At 62.8% G+C, this 18,296-nt stretch carries 8 protein-coding genes; 5 read left to right on the top strand and 3 right to left on the bottom strand.

What is annotated here, in order from left to right; genetic code table 11:
- Positions 1-120 precede the first annotated feature (120 nt).
- Positions 121-1,659, top strand: coding sequence for a long-chain fatty acid--CoA ligase (locus tag CPH57_RS08750; RefSeq protein ID WP_033643120.1), 1,539 nt, complete (start codon positions 121-123; stop codon positions 1,657-1,659).
- 39 nt (positions 1,660-1,698) lie between these two features.
- Here CPH57_RS08750 and CPH57_RS08745 read toward each other — a convergent pair whose 3' ends face one another.
- Together CPH57_RS08745 and CPH57_RS08740 are read right to left on the bottom strand one after the other, a co-directional pair.
- On the bottom strand, positions 1,699-2,973 hold the full coding sequence (locus CPH57_RS08745) for a Glu/Leu/Phe/Val dehydrogenase (RefSeq protein WP_033643119.1): 1,275 nt from the start codon (positions 2,971-2,973) through the stop codon (positions 1,699-1,701).
- A gap of 542 nt (positions 2,974-3,515) precedes the next feature.
- A complete protein-coding gene (locus CPH57_RS08740; protein WP_033643118.1) occupies positions 3,516-3,863 on the bottom strand; it encodes an antibiotic biosynthesis monooxygenase in 348 nt (115 codons plus the stop codon).
- A gap of 512 nt (positions 3,864-4,375) precedes the next feature.
- Between CPH57_RS08740 and CPH57_RS08735 the strand changes: the two genes are divergently transcribed.
- Positions 4,376-4,996: a transcriptional regulator gene (locus tag CPH57_RS08735; RefSeq protein WP_042784528.1), complete on the top strand. Its 621-nt coding sequence runs from the start codon at positions 4,376-4,378 to the stop codon at positions 4,994-4,996.
- Positions 4,997-5,736: 740 nt separating this feature from the next.
- Here the strand turns inward: CPH57_RS08735 and CPH57_RS08730 are convergent.
- Entirely contained in the window at positions 5,737-7,926 is a 2,190-nt protein-coding gene (locus CPH57_RS08730; protein ID WP_096242262.1) for a TonB-dependent siderophore receptor, read from the bottom strand.
- 202 nt (positions 7,927-8,128) lie between these two features.
- Here CPH57_RS08730 and fes point away from each other — a divergent pair, with 202 nt between their 5' ends.
- The 3 genes from fes to CPH57_RS08715 are packed head-to-tail and all read left to right on the top strand — an operon-like array spanning position 8,129 to position 18,252.
- Entirely contained in the window at positions 8,129-9,436 is a 1,308-nt protein-coding gene (fes, locus tag CPH57_RS08725) for an enterochelin esterase (RefSeq protein WP_226772936.1), read from the top strand.
- 29 nt (positions 9,437-9,465) lie between these two features.
- Positions 9,466-9,690, top strand: coding sequence for an MbtH family protein (locus CPH57_RS08720; RefSeq protein ID WP_033643114.1), 225 nt, complete (start codon positions 9,466-9,468; stop codon positions 9,688-9,690).
- Between the two features lie 51 nt (positions 9,691-9,741).
- Positions 9,742-18,252, top strand: coding sequence for a non-ribosomal peptide synthetase (locus CPH57_RS08715; RefSeq protein WP_096242260.1), 8,511 nt, complete (start codon positions 9,742-9,744; stop codon positions 18,250-18,252).
- Positions 18,253-18,296: the final 44 nt, after the last annotated feature.

Here is an 18,296-nt window from a genome sequence, read left to right as displayed (position 1 = left end):
GCAGGAGGGGGAATGCCTAAGGTATAGCCCAGCGCCCCTGGGAATGCGAACCGTAAAGCGCCTATCTATACTCGTGATACTGCGGCGCTTTCTCGCCGCTCAACCCAGGGAGGATCCCCGATGCTGAATCTGGCTACCTTGCTTGAAGAAAGTGCGCGCACCTGGCCGGAACGGCCGGCGGTGATACAGGACGATATACTGCTCAGCTATCGGGCGCTGAATGAAATGGCCAACCGGGTGGCGAATTTGTTGGTCGCGCGCGGCGTGCGGCCCGGTGAACGGGTGGCGCTGGCCTGCACAAACCGGCCGGAGTTTCCGGCTATCTATTACGGTATTCTCAAAAGCGGCGCGGTGGTGGTGCCGCTCAATATTCTGCTTAAGAGCGCAGAGTTCGACTATTACCTGGCGGACTCGGCGGCGGTGGCGCTGTTCTGTTTCGAGGGCAGCAGCGGCCTGCCGTTGGGGGAAGAGGCGCTGCGGGCGGCGGCGAAGGCGGAGCAATGCCGTGAGGTGTTTATCATCGGCGATCGGCTGCCGCTCGAAGGCGAACGTTTCAGCACGGCGATAGCCGCACAGGCCACCGAGTTCGCTTCGGCCGCGACGCTCGAAAGCGACACGGCGGTGGTGCTGTATACCAGCGGCACCACCGGCCGGGCCAAAGGGGCTGAGTTGACCCACGCCAACCTGGTGCTTAACGCGCTGGGATCGGTGAGGCTGTTCGACGGCTCGGAAACGGATCCCGATCGCCATCTGGTGACGTTGCCGCTGTTCCACACGTTTGGTTCGACGGTGCAGATGAATGCCGGATTTTCCGCCGCCGCCACCCTGGTGCTGGTCGAACGCTTCGACGCCGCGCAGGCCATCGCGCTGATGCAGCGGCACGGCATTACCTTTTTTGCCGGCGTGCCGACCATGTATTGGGCGTTGTTGAATGCGCTGGATGAGCATACGGATATCGAGCGCCTGCGCAGCACGCTGCGTATGGCGGTGTCCGGCGGGGCCAGCCTGCCGGTGCAGATCCTGGAGGATTTCTCGCGCCGCTTCGGCGTCAACATTCTCGAAGGGTATGGGCTGTCGGAAACCAGCCCGGTCGCCACCTTTAACCATCCGCACCGCGTGACCAAACCCGGCTCCATCGGCCAACCGATCTGGGGCGTGGAGGTTCGCTTGCTCGACGTCACCGGACAACCGATCGACGGTGTCGATCAGGTGGGAGAGATCGCGGTGCGCGGCTACAACATCATGAAAGGCTATCTGAACCGCCCTGAGGCGACGGCGGAAGTGCTGGAAAACGGCTGGTTCCGCACCGGCGATCTGGCGCGCCGCGATGCCGACGGCTTCTATTTCATCGTCGATCGGGCCAAGGACATGATCATTCGCGGCGGGTTCAACGTCTATCCGCGCGAGATTGAAGAGGCGCTGATTCGCCATCCGGCGGTGTCGTTGGTGGCGGTGATCGGTGTCGAGCATCCTTCGCTGGGTGAAGAGATCAAAGCGGTGGTGGTGTTGAAAGAGACGGAGGAGCCGATCGAGGAAGAGGCGCTGATCGCCTGGAGCCGGGAGAGGCTGGCGGCGTTCAAGTATCCGCGTATCGTCGAGTTTGTCGAACGCTTGCCGATGACCAGTACCGGTAAGGTGTTGAAACGCTGTTTGCGCTGAGGAAAATCCGGCCTGCCGGGGCAGGCCGGGAAACGGGCATCAACCTGGGTAGATGCCACGCTCTTTACGTGCGGTCAGGATGCGCTCACAAGCCACGATATAAGCGGCGGTGCGCAGGCTGCACTCTTTCTCTGCGGCCTTGTTCCAGACGTGGACCATCGCGTCGGTCATGATCTTGTCCATACGCTCGTTGATCTCGGACTCGCTCCAGAAGTAACTCGCCATGTCCTGCACCCACTCGAAGTAACTGACCGTTACGCCGCCGGCGTTACAGATAACGTCCGGAACCACGGTGATGTTACGGGAACGCAGAATGTCGTCCGCTTCTGGGAAGGTTGGGCCGTTAGCCCCTTCCAGCACCAGCTTGGCACTGAGGATTTCGGCGCGCTGACGGGTGATCTGGCCTTCCAGCGCCGCAGGGATCAGGATGTCCATGTCAACCGACCAGAACGCTTCGCTTTCGATCTCGCTGGCGCCTGGGAAACCGGCGATCTGCTTGTGCTTGGCCTGGTATTCGGTCAGCGCGGCCAGATCGATGCCGTTGGCGTTGAACAGGGTTGCGGAGTGGTCCTGGATGGTGACGACGCGAGCGCCGACGCCGACGAACAGGCGAGCCGCTTCGCTGCCCACGTTACCGAAGCCTTGCACCGCCACTTTGGCGCCTTCGATCTGCACGCCCAGACGCTTGGCCACTTCGCTGCCGGTCACGAACACGCCGCGGCCGGTCGCTTTCTCACGGCCCAGGGAGCCGCCGAGGTGGATTGGCTTACCGGTCACCACGCCGGTGATGGTGGTGCCGTGGTTCATGGAGTAGGTATCCATCATCCAGGCCATCACTTTAGCGTTGGTGCCGACGTCCGGCGCAGGAATGTCTTTCTGTGGCCCGATGATGAAGCCGATTTCGCTGGTGTAGCGGCGGGTCAGTCGCTCCAGTTCACCTTCAGACAGTTTGAACGGATCGACGCGGATGCCGCCCTTGGCGCCGCCGTACGGCAGGTTGACCGCGGCGCACTTGATGGTCATCCAGGCGGACAGGGCCATCACTTCGTTCAGATCGACGTCAGGGTGGAAGCGGATACCGCCTTTACCCGGCCCGCGCGACAGGTTGTGCTGTACGCGGAAGCCTTCGAAGTGACGGATGGTGCCATCGTCCATCTGCAGCGGGATATCGACAATCAAAGCGCGTTTAGGGTGACGCAGCGTATCAACCCAGCGTGAGAGGTCGCCGAGGTAAGGGGCGACGCGATCGATTTGTTGCAGATATGTAGCCCAAGCGGTGGTGCTGCTGTCTGAAGCGTAGGATAGCTTTTCCATAACCAACCTTTATATTTTAGAGGTATTTATTTCGTTTAACCGTGGATTAGCAAGCGCATAACACTTTGCGCCGCTAAATTTACCACTAATTATGCCGGTTGTTAGCCCCCCGCTCATCGGGCCAGCGGACGGTTTTTCGCCGCCTGCAGGGCGGTAAATGAATAGTTAATTACTTTTCGCCGGGCGTTAGCGGGCACATGCATACTTTATGCATATAAAGCGCATAAAAACCCTTTATATCTATTTTTCAGAAGCTTGAATGTGATCAAAAAGTTTCATTTTATTTAACTGCTATGTTGACAATGGCGTTTCCCCTCGGCAGCGTTAAAATCCTGTTAAAACGCCGTCTGCCGCCGCGTTTTGCCTTGGCAGCGAGAAGCATGATTCGGGGCTGTTTTACTGTATTGCGGCAGAAGAGTGGGCTGAAAAGCGTGTTCACCTGAAACGGACGGGTGACCGCGAGCGGCCGGCCACCCGTTCTGGTTTGGCGAATCAGCGTTTAAAGAAGACCGCGCCGCGGTGGCGTGGTCATCCGATACGCATTAGGCGCCGGTATGCTGATAGCGTTGTAATTCCACCGGTTCAGCGCCGATACTCGCCAGATATTCTTTGACGGACGCCGGCGCGGAAGCTTGCGTAAATTGGTAGATGTTTTCATCCGCATCCAACAGCGTCTCCCATTTTACAATGTTCACCCAGCGAGGCTCATTGTCTACGCTGATGCCCGAGTCACGCGAAATAAACCCGTTTTGGTTCGAGATAAATTCCTCTTCAACGCGCTTGTCCAATACGGCAAACGCTTCAGGGCTGAGTGAGGCCGGCAGTTTAAAACTTGAAATTTCAATAATGTAGCTGTTGGCGGAACAGTCCGCCTTGGATTCATAATTCATAATAAAAGTCCTTTAAATTAAATTGCTTATACAACTCAAATTAAGCTGCATCCTTATTGCAGTACTGCAGGTTAAATTTATTCCTGATGTCTGAAATAAATAATTAGGAATAATCTGAATTGGCGCTTTGCTTTATGCAAAACATGATGATTTGTATGAGATTTTTCTTGCATAAGGGAGTTTGCTAATCAACTCACCAACGGCCTGAGGCAATAATTCAATAACGGTGGTGCGGTTATTAATGTCATTGGCAAGGGGGGCGGTTTTTAAATAAAAAACGGTAGGTGAACGGCGTGGTTAACCTATTTCCTTTTCCACTTTGAAGGGGCGTGCGTTATTTCGCCGGCGACCGGCAATGGCCAATCATGCCCCCCGTCGGGATAAAAGGTCACTTGCGGCGCAGCCGGTAGTGAGGGGGGAACCAACGCCATCCGCTCGGCAAGCGGCGGCAACTGCGGTATGCTAAGCGGCTGAACAACAAACCAAACCGGGCTATACGGAGACACCCCAGCGTGGCGAATTCTTCTTCTCAACTTGAACTGTTGCGGTCGGTCGCCGACGGCATCGCGGCCCTGTTTTTCCCGAATGCGGAAGTGGTGATCCACGATTTGGCCGCCAACAAGATAGCTTACCTGGCGAACAACCTGTCGAAGCGCAAACCGGGCGACGACGCGGGGCTGGAAGATTTCACGTTTGATGGCGGCGCCAACGTGACCGGCCCCTACGAAAAGCTGAACTGGGACGGCAAAAAGATGCGCTCGGTGAGCATCGCCGCGCGCGACGAGCAGGGCAACCCCAGCTATCTGCTGTGCATCAACCTGAGCACCGCGATGTTCGAGGACGCCCGCAACGCGCTGGATATGTTCCTGTCGGTCACGCGATTGCAGCCGCAGCCGCAACAGCTGTTCAAAGACGACTGGCAAGAGAAGATCAATACCTTCCTGCATGACTGGCTGCGGCGCGAGAACGCTGCGCTCGGCGCGCTGAGCCGCGAACAGAAACGTCGGCTGGTCAGCGATCTCTATCATCAGGGGGCGTTCAAGGCCAAAAGCGCGGCGGACTATATCGCCAACGTGCTGTCGATGGGGCGCGCCACGGTGTACAAGCATCTGCGGGAATTGAAGCAAGAGTAAACGCGGCGGGAAAGGTGGAAGAAAGGGGCGGCGATGGCCGTAAACCTGACTGGCATTTTTTATCCGGTCTCTGTCAGCGCCGTGCAGGAAAAATTGCCGTAAATACCCCGAATTTCTCTGTTACCACAATGAACGGCAATTGGAGGGGCCGAAGGCGCGGCCCCTCCACCCGCGCCTTCGCTTAACACCGTCTGTCCGCTATGCGGATACCCTCGCCGCGTCTGCATTGTCGGGCGGGTCGGCTGCGACAAACGTCCCTGTTAGTCTCGCCTCAACCGGCCTTCCCTGGCCGGTTGCCCCTGACAACGCCGTCTTGCTCGGCAGCCGGTGATGCGCGCCCAAGGTCAACACCTGAGCTGGCAGCTACCGGGAAATCTGTCGCTTATGAGGTTGTGGTAGAGAAGTTGGAGATGAGCGCGGTGTTGGGCGCCCTTGAAGACGCCGAACGTAGGCATAGCGCATTAGGAGAAACCGCCATGGACGGCGGTTTCAGGTGAGACAGGCAGGGACGCCTGTCGCAGCCGGCCTCAATGCGGTATGGCGGAGAGAGGGCAGTTGGCAAAGCCAACCGTCTGATAGGGCAAAGGCGCGGGTTGCAAGGGACCGCGCCTACGGTCCCTTGCTCGGTCGAGGCGCATGAGTTTCATGGTGCATCTCACATTTATCGACCGAAATACGTCACCAATACCTTCAGAAAAAAGCTAACTGACAAGCATTACGGCGCTGGCCGCCCCTTTTCGTTACCAGCGGTAGTTCACCGAAGCGATGACGCTGCGGCCGCTGCCGTAGAAGCAGGCGTACTCGCCGCTGCAGGATGAAACGTATTTCTTGTCCGTCAGGTTCTGCACGTTGAGCTGCAGCGCCGCACCGCGCAGCGCCGGCGAGGCCTGGCCGAGATCATATTTCACCATGGCGTCGTACAGCGTGTAGTGCGGCACATCGTACTGGCCGGTGGCGTCGGCCGGCGCATCGCCGATGTAACGCACGCCGCTGCCGACGGTCAGGCCGTTGAGCGCGCCGCTCAGGAAGCTGTAGCTGCCCCAGGCGGACGCCGCGTGGCGCGGAATGCCCGCCGGGCTGTGGCCGATTTCGTCGGCCGAGTTGGAGTCTTTGGTCACCACGTCGGTGTAGGTGTAGGCGGCGATCAGCTTGATCTCCGGCGTCGGCTGAGCGTGCACTTCCGCCTCAATCCCTTTGGATTTCACCTCACCGATCTGCTCGTAGGCGGAGGTGAGACGGTTGTAAGACGCCACATTGCGTTGGGTGATGTCGAACCAGGAGAGGGTCAGCAGGGTGTTGCCGCCCGGGATCTGGTACTTCACGCCCACCTCGGTTTGTTTGCCGGTGGTCGGCTTGAGCGGGTCGGCGCCCGGCGCGCTCGGGTACAGGTTAGGATCGAACGAGGTGCTGTAGCTGACGTACGGCGAAATGCCGTTGTCAAAGGCGTAGAGCAGGCCCGCACGGCCGGTGAACTGGGCATCATTGTAGGTCTGCTCTTTGCCGCCGCTGGTGCGATCGCGGGTGTTGACCTGCGACCAGTCCTGACGGCCGGACAGCAGCAGGTTCCAGTTATTCCACGCCAGCTGGTCCTGCAGATACACCCCGATCTGATTCAGCGTCTTCAAATCGCTGGAAGCCAGCGCCAGCGTGCTGCCATCGATGCTGGGGCGAACCGGGTTGGCCCAGTCGATCGGGTAATCGTTGCCGCGATCGCGATACATCTTCGAATCGATATGGCTGTAGCGGTAATCCAATCCGCCCAGCACCGTGTGTTTCACCTCGCCGGTGTCGAACAGGCCCTTCAGCTGGTTATCCACGCCAAACTCGTTGGTCATCTGCGTTTCATGCTGCGCCATGCGGGTGACGGTGTGGTCGTTGACCTTCGAGTTTACGTTATAAACCAGATATTTATAGTCCTCATCACGGTGGGTGAAACGCAGGTTCTGGGTAAACGACAGCGCATCGCTGAAGTTGTGCTCGAGGCTGTAGCCGATCGACGCCTGCTCGCGCCGCGACTTGTTGAAGCTGGGTTCGCTGATGTTGAAGTCATAGGGCACATAGCCCGCGCTGGTTGGGAACAGTGTGCCGGCGCGCGGCAGGAAGTTGCGCGATCCGGCTTTCGGATCGTTCTGGTAGCTGGTCAGCAGCGTAAAACTGGTGTCTTCGTTCGGCAGCCAGGTGAAGGCCGGGGCGATGGCCACCCGTTGCTGCTTGCTGTCTTTGACAAACTCATGTTCGGTTCTGGCGATACCGTTCAGGCGATAGAACAGGGTGTTGTCGTCGTTGAGTTTGCCGCCGAAGTCGAACGCCGTTTCCGCCAGATGACGGTTGCCGGTGCTGAATTTAACTTCGTGAATGCTCTGGGCGGTAGGGCGTTTGCTGGTCATCACCACCACGCCGCCGGGGCTGACCTGGCCGTAAAGCACGCCGGCCGGGCCGTGCACCATTTCCACGCGCTCCAGCAACCAGGGATCGATCTGCCCGGCGCCGCCGTTTTGGCTCGAGAGGCCAAAGTGCAGGCCGTCGAGCAGCTTGGGCGCGTAGCGGAAGCCGCGGCTGATCACTTCGTCATTGCGGTTGGAATTGCCGCGATAGGTGGTGACCACCCCGCTGGTGTAGTTCAAGGCGTCGGCGACCGACGCCGGTTCCTGGTCGTTCATTTGCTCGCGCGTCACCACCGAGATGGACTGCGGGGTTTTGCTCAGCGGGGCGGCGGTTTTGGTGCCGGCGGCGCTCTCTTTGGCGACGATCCCTTTGACGGGCGCGGTCACGCTGCTCTGCGCGTCGGCGGTCACCACCATCGTCTCGTCCGCCGCGGCAAAAGCGTTTTGCGCGAAGGGCAGTAGCGCCAGCGTCGCCCCCAGCAACAGCCGGTTGGCGGACATCGCCTCTGCACTATCGTTTTCTATCCCTTTGTTTCTAATATTCATTATCTCTCCTGCATGCCTACTTTTGTGTGTAATGCCACCCTGATAAACCCCGCAATGCCGATGAATACGGTTTCCCTCGTCGACGCGGAGACGTCGCGTTTGCACGACGGCAAAAATCCGACAAATAGTATTGAAAATGATAATGAGTATCAATACGATTGTCAGGTTTTGTAAAAGTCACGCACGTTATGTAAGGGGCGCTATGGAGTTTTTGCCGGAAAAGAGGCCAGAACACGGCCATGAGGGATTGGCGGCGCACTGGCTGCGTGAGGCGGCGGCGGGGCAACCCGCATGGTGGCAGAAGGTTGCCGCTCATGGCACGCCTGTCGTCGACGCGCACGATGAACAGCACGTCAGAATGACCTGGCTATGGCGCGATCCTGCCGGCGACGAGCGGCTCTCGCCGATATGCCGCGTCTATGCCGATATCAACGGCATTACCGACCATCACAGCACGACCCCCAGCAGCCTGAAAAGGCTCCCCGGCACCGACGTTTGGTACGGCGCGGCCGTTGTCGATCGCCGCTGGCGCGGCAGTTACAGCCTGATCCCGATTACGGCGCGAGATCTTCCTCCCGTCTTTAGCGACGACGAAACGTTGCGCGATCGCCAGCAGCGCGCCTGGTGGGTATCGCTGTTCCCGTTGGCGATCGCCGATCCGCTGAATCGCACCTCGCTGGGGCCGGCTTATCGCCCGCGCGCCGTTTCCCTGGCTCAGGGGCCGGACGCGGACGACCAAAGCGCCTGGCAGGCCGCCGATCGGCCGTTGGATGAAGCGCGGCTACAGCTTTTTCACTGGCACAGCGAACGGCTGGGCACCCGGCGGCGCGTATGGCTGTATGCCGGCGGCGAGGCGGCGGACAACGCGAACCGCCCGCTGGTGCTGCTGCTCGACGGCCAGAACTGGATCGAAAGGCACGCATTGCTGCCGGTGATTGAGAACGAGACCGCAAAAGGGCATCTGCCGCCCGCGTGCTGGCTGCTGATCGATGCGATCGATGGCGAACACCGGGAAAACGAGCTGCCTTGCAACGCCGCCTTTTGGCAGGCGGTGATCGACGAACTGCTGCCGCAGGCGCAGCGGCGCGAACCGTTCAGCGAAGAGGGGGCGCGCACCGTGGTCGCCGGCCAGAGCTACGGCGGACTGGCGGCGTTATACGCCGGCCTGCACTGGCCCGAGCGCTTCGGCCATGTGCTGAGCCAGTCCGGCTCCTTCTGGTGGCCCACGGTGCAATTCGTTACCCAGTTCGAAAAACGCCATGAGTTGGAGGAAGGCTGGTTGATACGCCAGGTTCGGCAGCGCGGCGCGACCGCGCCGACGCTCACCGTGATTCAGCAAGCCGGCGATCGAGAGGCGGACATCGAATTCGTCAATCGCCAGATGCACCAGGCGCTGACGGCGGCCGGGCATCGTGCCGACTACCGCGTGTATTCCGGCGGACATGACGCGCTCTGCTGGCGCGGCGGTCTGGTGGACGGCGTGCGCCGGCTGCTTTCCGCAATGAAGTAATTCCACATTTTGACAGACAGGTAAGGCAAATGACTCAGGAACAACAAAACCCGTTCGATGACGAAAGTCTCCGTTTCTCCGTGTTGGTCAACGCGCAACAGCAGTACTCGCTGTGGCCGCAGTTTGCCGATACGCCGCCGGGATGGCGCGTGTTGATGGGGCCGGCGTCGCGCGGTGAATGTATCGACTATATCGAAGCGCACTGGCAGGACATGCGGCCGGCGTCGTTGAAAGCGGCGGATGCGCCGCGTTAATCGCCGCACAGCCACATCGCTACATTCCGTTTGAGGAAAAGGACAGACACCATGTCAGAAACGCTTTCTTTGCCGGATACTCAGGTCGAGTATCGGGATTATCCGCTGGTTGCGGCGCAACCGGGGATCTGGATTGCCGACCAAATCGCGCTGCGGCGCAACAGCTTCGCCGTGGCGCACTACACCGAACTGCACGGCGATATCGATCGTTCGGCGCTGGAGCGCGCGATTCGCCAGGGGCTGGCGGAGGCGGATACGGTTCAGGCGCGCTTCTTTGAGGCGCAGGACGGCCAGCCGGTGCAACGTTTACCGCTGAACGCGGATCCCGCGCGGGTGCTGGCGCCGGAGTGGTTTGACTTCAGCGCGCGGCCAGACGCCGAGCAGGCGGCGCTGGCGCTGATGCACGACGATCTGGCGCAGGATCTGCCCGCGGACGGCGAGCGCCCGCTCTATCGCCATGCGGTGATCCGCATCAGCGCCGATCGCTGGTTCTGGTACCAGCGCTTTCATCATCTGACCCTGGACGGCTTCAGCTTCGAGGCCATCACCCGCCGGATCGCCGATATCTACCGCGCGCTGCGCCACGGGCTGTCGCCGGCGGCCTCGCCGTTTACCCCGTTCGGCAAGGTGGTGGAAGAGTTTCAGCAATGGCAAACGTCGCCCGCACGCCAGCGGGCGGCCGAATTCTGGCGGCAGCATCTGCGCGATCTGCCGTCGCCGCTGTCATTGGCGACGGAAAACCGCGAGGTCGAACCGGGCGCTCGGCCGCTCAAACAGGCGCTGGTGCTGCCGGAGTCGCTGTTTGACGAAGCGCTGCGCGATGCGGCGCTGCAGTCGTTGCAACCGGCCGATATCGTCACGGCGGCACTGGCGATGTATCTGGCGCGCATGAGCGGCGAAACCCGGCTCTCCATCGGTTTTCCTTTCATGCGCCGCATGGGCTCGCAGGCGCTGGCGGCGATCGGCCCGGTGGTTAACGTGCTGCCGCTGCTGCTGAACGTGACGCCGGAGATGTCGCTGGCGGACGTCTGCCAGGCCACCGCGGCGCAAATCAAACAGGTGCGGCGCCATCAGCGCTATGAGGCGGAGCAGATCAAACGCGATCTCGGCCTGGTCGGCGGCCATCAGGAGCTGTACGGCCCGGTGGTCAACGTCAAGGTTTACCACAGCGCCTTGTCCTTCGACGGTCAAGCGGCCGTTACCCATACGCTGGCGATGGGGCCGGTCGACGACCTCGAGTTTGAGATCGGTTTTCGAAGCGGCGTGCTGACGCTGTCGTTGGTGGCCAACCCGGCCAAATACGCGCCGCGCACCTTGCAAGGCCATGCGGAGCGCATTGGCCATTGGCTGCAGCAACTGGCGCGGCGGCCGCATCAGCCGAACGGTCAACTGGCGCTGGTCAGCGAAGGGGAGCTGCGCCAACTCGCGGCCTGGGGGCGCGGCGCTGAGCTGACGCCGCCGGCGGGCATGGTGTCGATCATGGACGCTTTCCAGCGTCAGGTTGAGCGACAGCCCGAGGCGTTGGCGGTGACCTGCGGCGATGTGCGCCTCAGCTACCGTCAACTCAGTGAACGGGTGATGCAACTGGGGCGCGTGCTGATCGAAAGCGGCATCGGCGCCGAAGACGTGGTCGCCATCGGCATTCCGCGCTCGGTGGACACGCTGGTCGCGCTGTTTGGCGTGTTGGCCAGCGGCGCGGCCTATATGCCGCTCGATCTGGATTATCCGCGTGAACGTCTGGCGCTGATGTGCGACGACGCGCGGCCGGTGATGCTGCTGACCCACAGCGACACGCGGGCCAACATGCCGGATCTGCCGCAGATCATGTGCCTCGATGAGGCGCAATGCCGGGCGCGCTGCGCGGCCGCCGAGGCCGCGCCGATATCGGACGAAGAGCGGCGCGCGCCGCTGAACGAGGCGCATCTGGCCTACATGATTTACACCTCCGGTTCGACCGGCAAACCCAAAGGCGTGATGTCCACGCACCGCGGGCTGCTGAACCTGTTCTTGTCGCATCAGGCCTCGCTGTTCGGCCCGGCGATTGAAAAATTCCAGGCTCGCCGCGGGCGGCGTCTGCGCGCCGGGCATACCGCTTCGTTCTCTTTCGACTCCTCCTGGGAGCCGCTGTTCTGCATGATGATGGGCAGCGAACTGGTTATCTTCGATGAAGAGCTGCGCCGCGACCCCTGGGCGTTGCTCGAACAGACCCAACAGACCCCGATCGATCTGCTGGACATCACGCCGTCGTTCCTCTCGCAGTTGGTGGATTGCGGCCTGCTGAAGGGACAGTTTCCGCTGCCGGCGTTTGTGATGATCGGCGGCGAGGCGGCGACACCGACGCTGTGGAACCTGATGCGGCAGCATCCGGAAGTCGAGATCCATAACTATTACGGCCCGTCCGAATACACCGTCGATACCCTCGGCGCGCCGGTCACGGCCGCAGACCAGCCGGTGATCGGGCGCCCCCTGGCCAATACCGAAGTCTGGCTGCTCGACAGTCGCCTGCAGCCGGTGCCGATCGGCGCGGCGGGGGAACTGTACATTTCAGGCAAGGGCATCGCGCGCGGTTACCTGCGCCGCCCGGATCTGACGGCGGCGCGCTTTGTCGCCAATCCGTTCGCCGACGGCGAGGTGATGTACCGCAGCGGCGATCTGATGCGTTGGAGCGCGGACGGCCAGCTGGTGTTCATTGGCCGTACCGATCACCAAATCAAGGTGCGCGGCTTCCGCGTCGAGCTGGGTGAAGTGGAGAGCGCGCTGGCTGCCTTGCCGAACGTGGGGCGGGCGGTGGTGATCGCCGAGCCGATCGGCGCTACCTATCGCCTGATCGGTTACTGCTCGGTGCAGGATGACGCGCGGCGCGCCTCACCCGCGCTGCAGAGCGAGCTGCTGGGGCAGTTGGCGCAGCGTCTGCCGGATTACATGGTGCCGGCGATCCTGGTGGTGATGCCGGAGCTGCCGCTTAACGTTAACGGCAAGATTGACCGTCAGGCGCTGCCCAAACCGCAGGAGACGCTGGCGCAAAGCCTGCGCGAGCCGGCCACCGAGCAGGAAAGGCTGATTTGCCGCGCCATGGCGCAGCTGTTGGGGATGGAGCGCGTCGGTGCCGACGACGATTTCTTCGCGCTCGGCGGCGACAGCATCTCGGCGATGGGGCTGGGCACCGCCCTGCGGCGCAACGGGTATCTGCTGCGGCCGCGTGAGATCTTCGCGCTGCACACCCCCGCGCGCATGGCGCAGGCGATGCAGCCGCTGGCCGTTGGATCTCAGGCCGCGCGCAGCGTGCAGCAAGGCCCGATCGACGGGCTGCCGATCCTGCACTGGTTTGCCGAGACGGGCGACATGCATCGTCTCTTCGCGCACGGCGTTTTCCTGCGCGTGCCTGCCGAATTGCAACCGGCACAGCTGCGTTATGCGTTGGAACAGCTGCGTACGGCACACCCGGCGCTGGGCGCGCGGATCCGCGACGGCCAGTTGGTGGTTGAAACCGCCGCCGCCGGTGAATTGATGCAGCGTCATCCCGTATCCGGCGATCTGGAAACCGCGGCGGAACAGGCGTTTGATGCCGCGCTGGCGCGCCTCAATCCGGCCGAGGGCAGCATGATGCAGGCCATCTTGTTACAGCGTGACGGGCAGAGCCTCGGGCTGGTGCTGGCGATCCACCACCTGGTGGTTGACGGCGTTTCCTGGCGCATCCTGCTCGACGAACTGCGGCAAGCGGCCGACAGCGCCATGCAGGGGCAGCCGATCGCGCTGCCGCCGGAGGAAACCTCGCTCTATGAGTGGTCCGCGCGTTTACGGGCCGACGCCGAACGCCGGGAAACCGAGCTGCCGTTCTGGCGGCAGATGCTGGCGGACGGCGTGCCGCGCTTGGGGCGACGCGCGCTGGATCCGCAGACCGATCGTCTCGCTTCGGTGAGCGAACGGCGCACGCTGCTCGACAGCCGGCTGACCGCCGCGCTGCTGGGCGCCTTGCCGCAGGGATACCGCGCTCAGGTCGAAGAGATCATGCTGTGCGCGCTGGCGCTGGCCTGCCGGCGTCATTTCCAGGCCGCTTCGCTGCGTTTTTCGCTGGAGTCGCACGGCCGCGCCGAACTGGACGATAGCCTCGATCTGGCGCGCACCGTCGGGTGGCTGACGGCGGAGTACCCGCTGTGCATCGAACTGCATGACGCCGAACACCACGAGGCCGTGCGCGCGGTGAAACGGGTGACGCGCGCGGTGGCCGATCGCGGCATCGGCTATGGTCAACTGCGCTATTTGCATCCGCAGCGTGACGAACTGGCCGCGCTGGCGCAGCGCAATGCGCCGGAGATTTTGTTCAACTACCTCGGGCGCTTCGGCCAGGATGAGGGACACTGGACGCCGCAGCGCAGCCGGACCCGTTTCCGCGACGCCTTCGCCGTGGCGCAGGATACGCAGCAGGCGCTGTGTTACGGGCTGGAAGTGAACATCTTTGTCGAAGAGCGGCGCGACGGCGCGTGTCTGGCGATCAACTGGAGCTGGCTGGAGGGGATTTTCAGCGCGAGCGACATCGAGGCGCTGCATAGGGGCATCGAGCAGGCCGTGCGTGCGCTGTGCGAGTTTGCTGAACGGCATCCCGAACGCGCAGCGGCAACGTTGACGGCGGCCGAGATCGCCCAACCGAACGTCGACGATGAAACGCTGCGCGCCTGGGAGCGGGAGTATGGGCCGTTGGCCGATGCGCTACCGCTGTTGCCCTTGCAGCACGGCTTGCTGTTCCATGCCCAGACGGCGCAGCAGGGCGGCAGTTATAACTCGCTGACGCGCCTGAGCCTCTGCGGCGAACTGGACGCGCCACGGCTCCAGCAGGCGCTGGATGCGGTGATCCGCCGCCATCCGCAGCTGGCCGCCCGGTTCAACCGCGAGGGCGAACCGCTGCAGCTGATACCGCAGGAAAGCCATTGGCCGCTGGACAGCCTCAGGCTGCCGCCGCTGTCCGCCGAACAAGAAATGCAGGCGCTGAATGAGCTGGAGCAGAAAGAGCTGCAGCGCGATCTGTTTAACCAGCCGGGCGCGATGCTGCATGCGCTGTGGGTCAAACACGGCGAGAGCGAACGCTGCACGCTGTTCCTCAATGCCCACCACCTGATCGTCGATGGCTGGTCGACGCCGGTGGTGCTCAACGATCTGATGCTCGCATTGCGTGAAGGGATAACGGCGTTGCCGCCGCTGCGTTCGAACTATGCCGATATCGTGCGCCGCCTGGCCGCGCGGGATGCCGACGCCTCGCGCCGCATCTGGCGCGAGACGCTGCAGGACGTGCGGCCAACGCTGCTGTTTGGCGAGGCTCAGGACGACCGCGTGTTTGAGCGGGAAATGACGCTGCCGCCGGCGGAGGAACAGCGTTTGCTGACCCTGTGCCGCGAACGCGGGCTGACGCTCAATACCGTGATGCAGGGTATCTGGGCGCTGCAGCTGGCCGGCTGTTGCGGCCATCAGGACGTGGTGTTCGGCTCGCCGGTTTCCGGGCGGTTTGGCCAGATCGACGGCGTGGAAGAGCACGTTGGCCTGTTCAGCAACACGCTGCCGGTACGCGTACGGCTGGAAAACGGCCGGCCGTTGACGGAACAGCTGACCGCTCTGCAACACCGGCAGATTGAACTGCTGGAGCACGACGATTTGGGATTGGGTGAGATCCAGCACCTGGCCGGCGCGGGCACGCTGTTCGATACGCTGTTGGTGGTGGAGAACTACCCGGACAACGATGCCTTGCTCGGCGGCACAGGTTCCCTGCGCTGCGACGCCATCCGCAACAAAGGCTATACCCACTATCCGCTGACGTTGCTGGTGCTGCCCGGCGAGCGTCTGCGTCTGCTGATGGAGTACCGTGACTCGGTGCCGCAGCCTGAACGCTTCGCCGCGCGGCTGATGGCGCTGCTGCAACAATGGATTGCGCAACCGGATCTGCCGTTGCCGCGCTGGCAATTGCAAACCCCGCAGGAACAGGCGTTGATCGCGGCGGTCAACCGCACCGCACAGGCGGTAGCGGACACCACCTTGCATCAGGCGATCGCCGATCAAGCTCGGCGCACGCCGGAACGCATCGCGTTGCAGGATGCCGGGCACACCCTCAGCTACCGTGACATGCAGCGCCAGGCCGCGCTGTTGGCCGAACAGCTGACGGCGGCGGGCATTCAGCCGGGCGATATCGTCGCGGTGGCGTTGCCGCGTTCCGTGCGCCTCAGCCTGGCGCTGACGGCGATTGTGCAAACCGGCGCCGCCTGGCTGCCGCTGGATACCGGTTACCCGGATGAGCGTCTGGCCTACATGGTGGCAGACGCCAAGCCACGGCTGATTATCACCGAGAGCGCCTTGGATGCCCGTTTTGCCGCGCTGGCGCCGACGTTGCGGTTCGATGCGCTGGACGACAGCGGGCGCGAACCGATGCAGCGCGCACCGGCGGGGAACGGCGATTATCCCGCCTACGTCCTGTATACCTCGGGCTCTACCGGGCGGCCGAAAGGGGTGGTGGTGAACCACCGGGCGATCGTCAACCGTCTGTTCTGGATGCAGCATGAGTATTCGCTCGATGCGCAGGACGTGGTATTGCAGAAAACGCCGTGCAGCTTCGACGTTTCCGTCTGGGAGTTCTTCTGGCCGCTGATGGTCGGCGCGCGCCTGGTGATGGCGCCGCCGGAGGCGCACCGCGATCCGCAGGCGCTGACGACGTTGATCGACGACTATGGCGTAACCACGCTGCATTTCGTTCCGTCCATGTTGGCTATCTGGGTTGAGGCGCTGAACGAACGTGCGCCGCAGCGCGCCGCCGCCAGCCTGAAACGCGTGTTCTGCAGCGGTGAGGCGTTGTCGTGTGAACTGGCATCCCGCTACCAGGCGTTGGTCGCCGCGCCGCTGCATAACCTGTATGGCCCGACGGAGGCGGCGGTTGATGTCACCTATCAACCGGCGTCCGGCGAGGCATTGGCGGCGGTGAGCGGCGCCGGCGTGCCGATCGGCAAACCGGTCTGGAACACCCAACTGAGCATTCTCGACGCCATGCTGCGGCCGGTGCCCGTCGGCTGCGCCGGCGATCTCTACCTGCGCGGCATTCAGCTGGCCGACGGCTATCTGCATCGGCCGGGATTGACGGCGCAGCGGTTTGTCGCCGATCCCGCCGGCAACGGCGCGCGCATGTATCGCACCGGCGATATCGCCCGCTGGCTGGAGGACGGCAGCGTCGAGTATTTGGGCCGCAGCGACGATCAGCTGAAGATCCGCGGCCAGCGCATCGAGCTGGGCGAAATCGAACAGGCGCTGCTGGCGCAGCCGGGGGTAGCGCAAGCGGCGGTGCACGCCATCGAATTAAGCGAGGGCGCGACGGGGCTGGGCGGCGCCGATATGCGCCAGTTGGTCGCCTGGCTGATCGCCCAACCGGGCGTGACGCTGGATACCGGCGCGCTGCATCAGGCGCTGGAGGCGCGTTTGCCGGCGCATATGATGCCGGTCAGCTATGTCATGACCGACAGCTTCCCGCTCAGCGCCAGCGGCAAGCTGGATCGCAAGGCGTTGCCGCGGCCGCAGTTGAACCCGCAGAGCGGCCGCGCGCCGCACAGCGACAGCGAACGCCTGCTGGCGGCGCTGTTCGGGGAACTGCTGGGGCGCGAGACGGTGTATGCCGACGACGACTTCTTCGCGTTGGGCGGCCACTCGCTGCTGGCGATGCGTTTGGCGGCGGAGCTGCGGCGGCGCGTCCCGCGGCCGTTGAGCGTCGGGCAAATCATGTTCGCCCGCAGCCTGGAGAAGATGGCGCACCTGCTCGATGACGCGCAGGCCGCCAACTCGGCCGAAAGCCGCGGCGTCGGCGAGTGCCTGCAGTTGCGGGCCGGCCAAGGCCCGGCGCTGTTCTGTCTGCACCCGGCTTCCGGTTTCGCCTGGCAGTACTCGGGGCTGAGCCGTTATCTGCCGGGGAGTTACCCGATCATCGGCCTGCAGTCGCCAAGGCCGGATGGCGCCATCGCCACCTGCGAGGACATTGAGCAGATGGTCGATCGTCATCTCGCCACTCTGCGCCGCCTGCAGCCGCAAGGGCCTTATTACCTGCTGGGCTATTCGCTCGGCGGCACGCTGGCGCATTCGATGGCCGCGCGTCTGCAGCAGCAGGGTGAAGAGGTGGCGTTCCTCGGCATGTTGGATACCTATCCGCCGGAAGGCCAGGACTGGACCGGCCCCACCGAGGAAGAGGCGCAGAAGGAGGTGGCGCAGGAACAGGCCGAGTTTATGGCGGAAGATCATGGCGATCCGGCGCTGATGGCGGAGAAGGCGGCGATGTTCGACAGCATCGTCGCCAACTATCGTGACGCGGTGCGCCTTCTTTCTCAGGCGCGCAGTCAGCGTTTCCACGGCACGGCGACGCTGTTTGTCGCCGACCGGACGCTGCCGCCATTGATGGACATCAACGCCGTGTGGGCGCCGTATCTGGATCGGCTGATCTGTCATCACCAAGGCTGCGAGCACGCGGACATTCTGTCGCCGGCCTCGCTGGAGACGCTAGGGCCGCTATTGCATTCGCTGCTGACGCGGCAATACGGGTTGGTATAACGCAACCGGGCCGGGGTGTGCGCCACGGCCCGTACTAAAACATG

The sequence above is a fragment of the Serratia sp. JKS000199 genome (assembly GCF_900215455.1).
Classification (GTDB): domain Bacteria; phylum Pseudomonadota; class Gammaproteobacteria; order Enterobacterales; family Enterobacteriaceae; genus Serratia; species Serratia ureilytica.
The sequence above is the reverse complement of the archived record's forward strand: the minus strand, read 5'-3'. Positions and strand labels throughout refer to the sequence as shown.

Bases quoted from the DNA above. Each gene is read 5' to 3' on its own strand.
- CPH57_RS08740 (WP_033643118.1), bottom strand. From the start codon at position 3,863: ATGAATTATGAATCCAAGGCGGACTGTTCCGCCAACAGCTACATTATT.
- fes (WP_226772936.1), top strand. From the start codon at position 8,129: ATGGAGTTTTTGCCGGAAAAGAGGCCAGAACACGGCCATGAGGGATTG.
- CPH57_RS08745 (WP_033643119.1), bottom strand. From the start codon at position 2,973: ATGGAAAAGCTATCCTACGCTTCAGACAGCAGCACCACCGCTTGGGCT.
- CPH57_RS08730 (WP_096242262.1), bottom strand. From the start codon at position 7,926: ATGAATATTAGAAACAAAGGGATAGAAAACGATAGTGCAGAGGCGATG.
- CPH57_RS08715 (WP_096242260.1), top strand. From the start codon at position 9,742: ATGTCAGAAACGCTTTCTTTGCCGGATACTCAGGTCGAGTATCGGGAT.
- CPH57_RS08720 (WP_033643114.1), top strand. From the start codon at position 9,466: ATGACTCAGGAACAACAAAACCCGTTCGATGACGAAAGTCTCCGTTTC.
- CPH57_RS08750 (WP_033643120.1), top strand. From the start codon at position 121: ATGCTGAATCTGGCTACCTTGCTTGAAGAAAGTGCGCGCACCTGGCCG.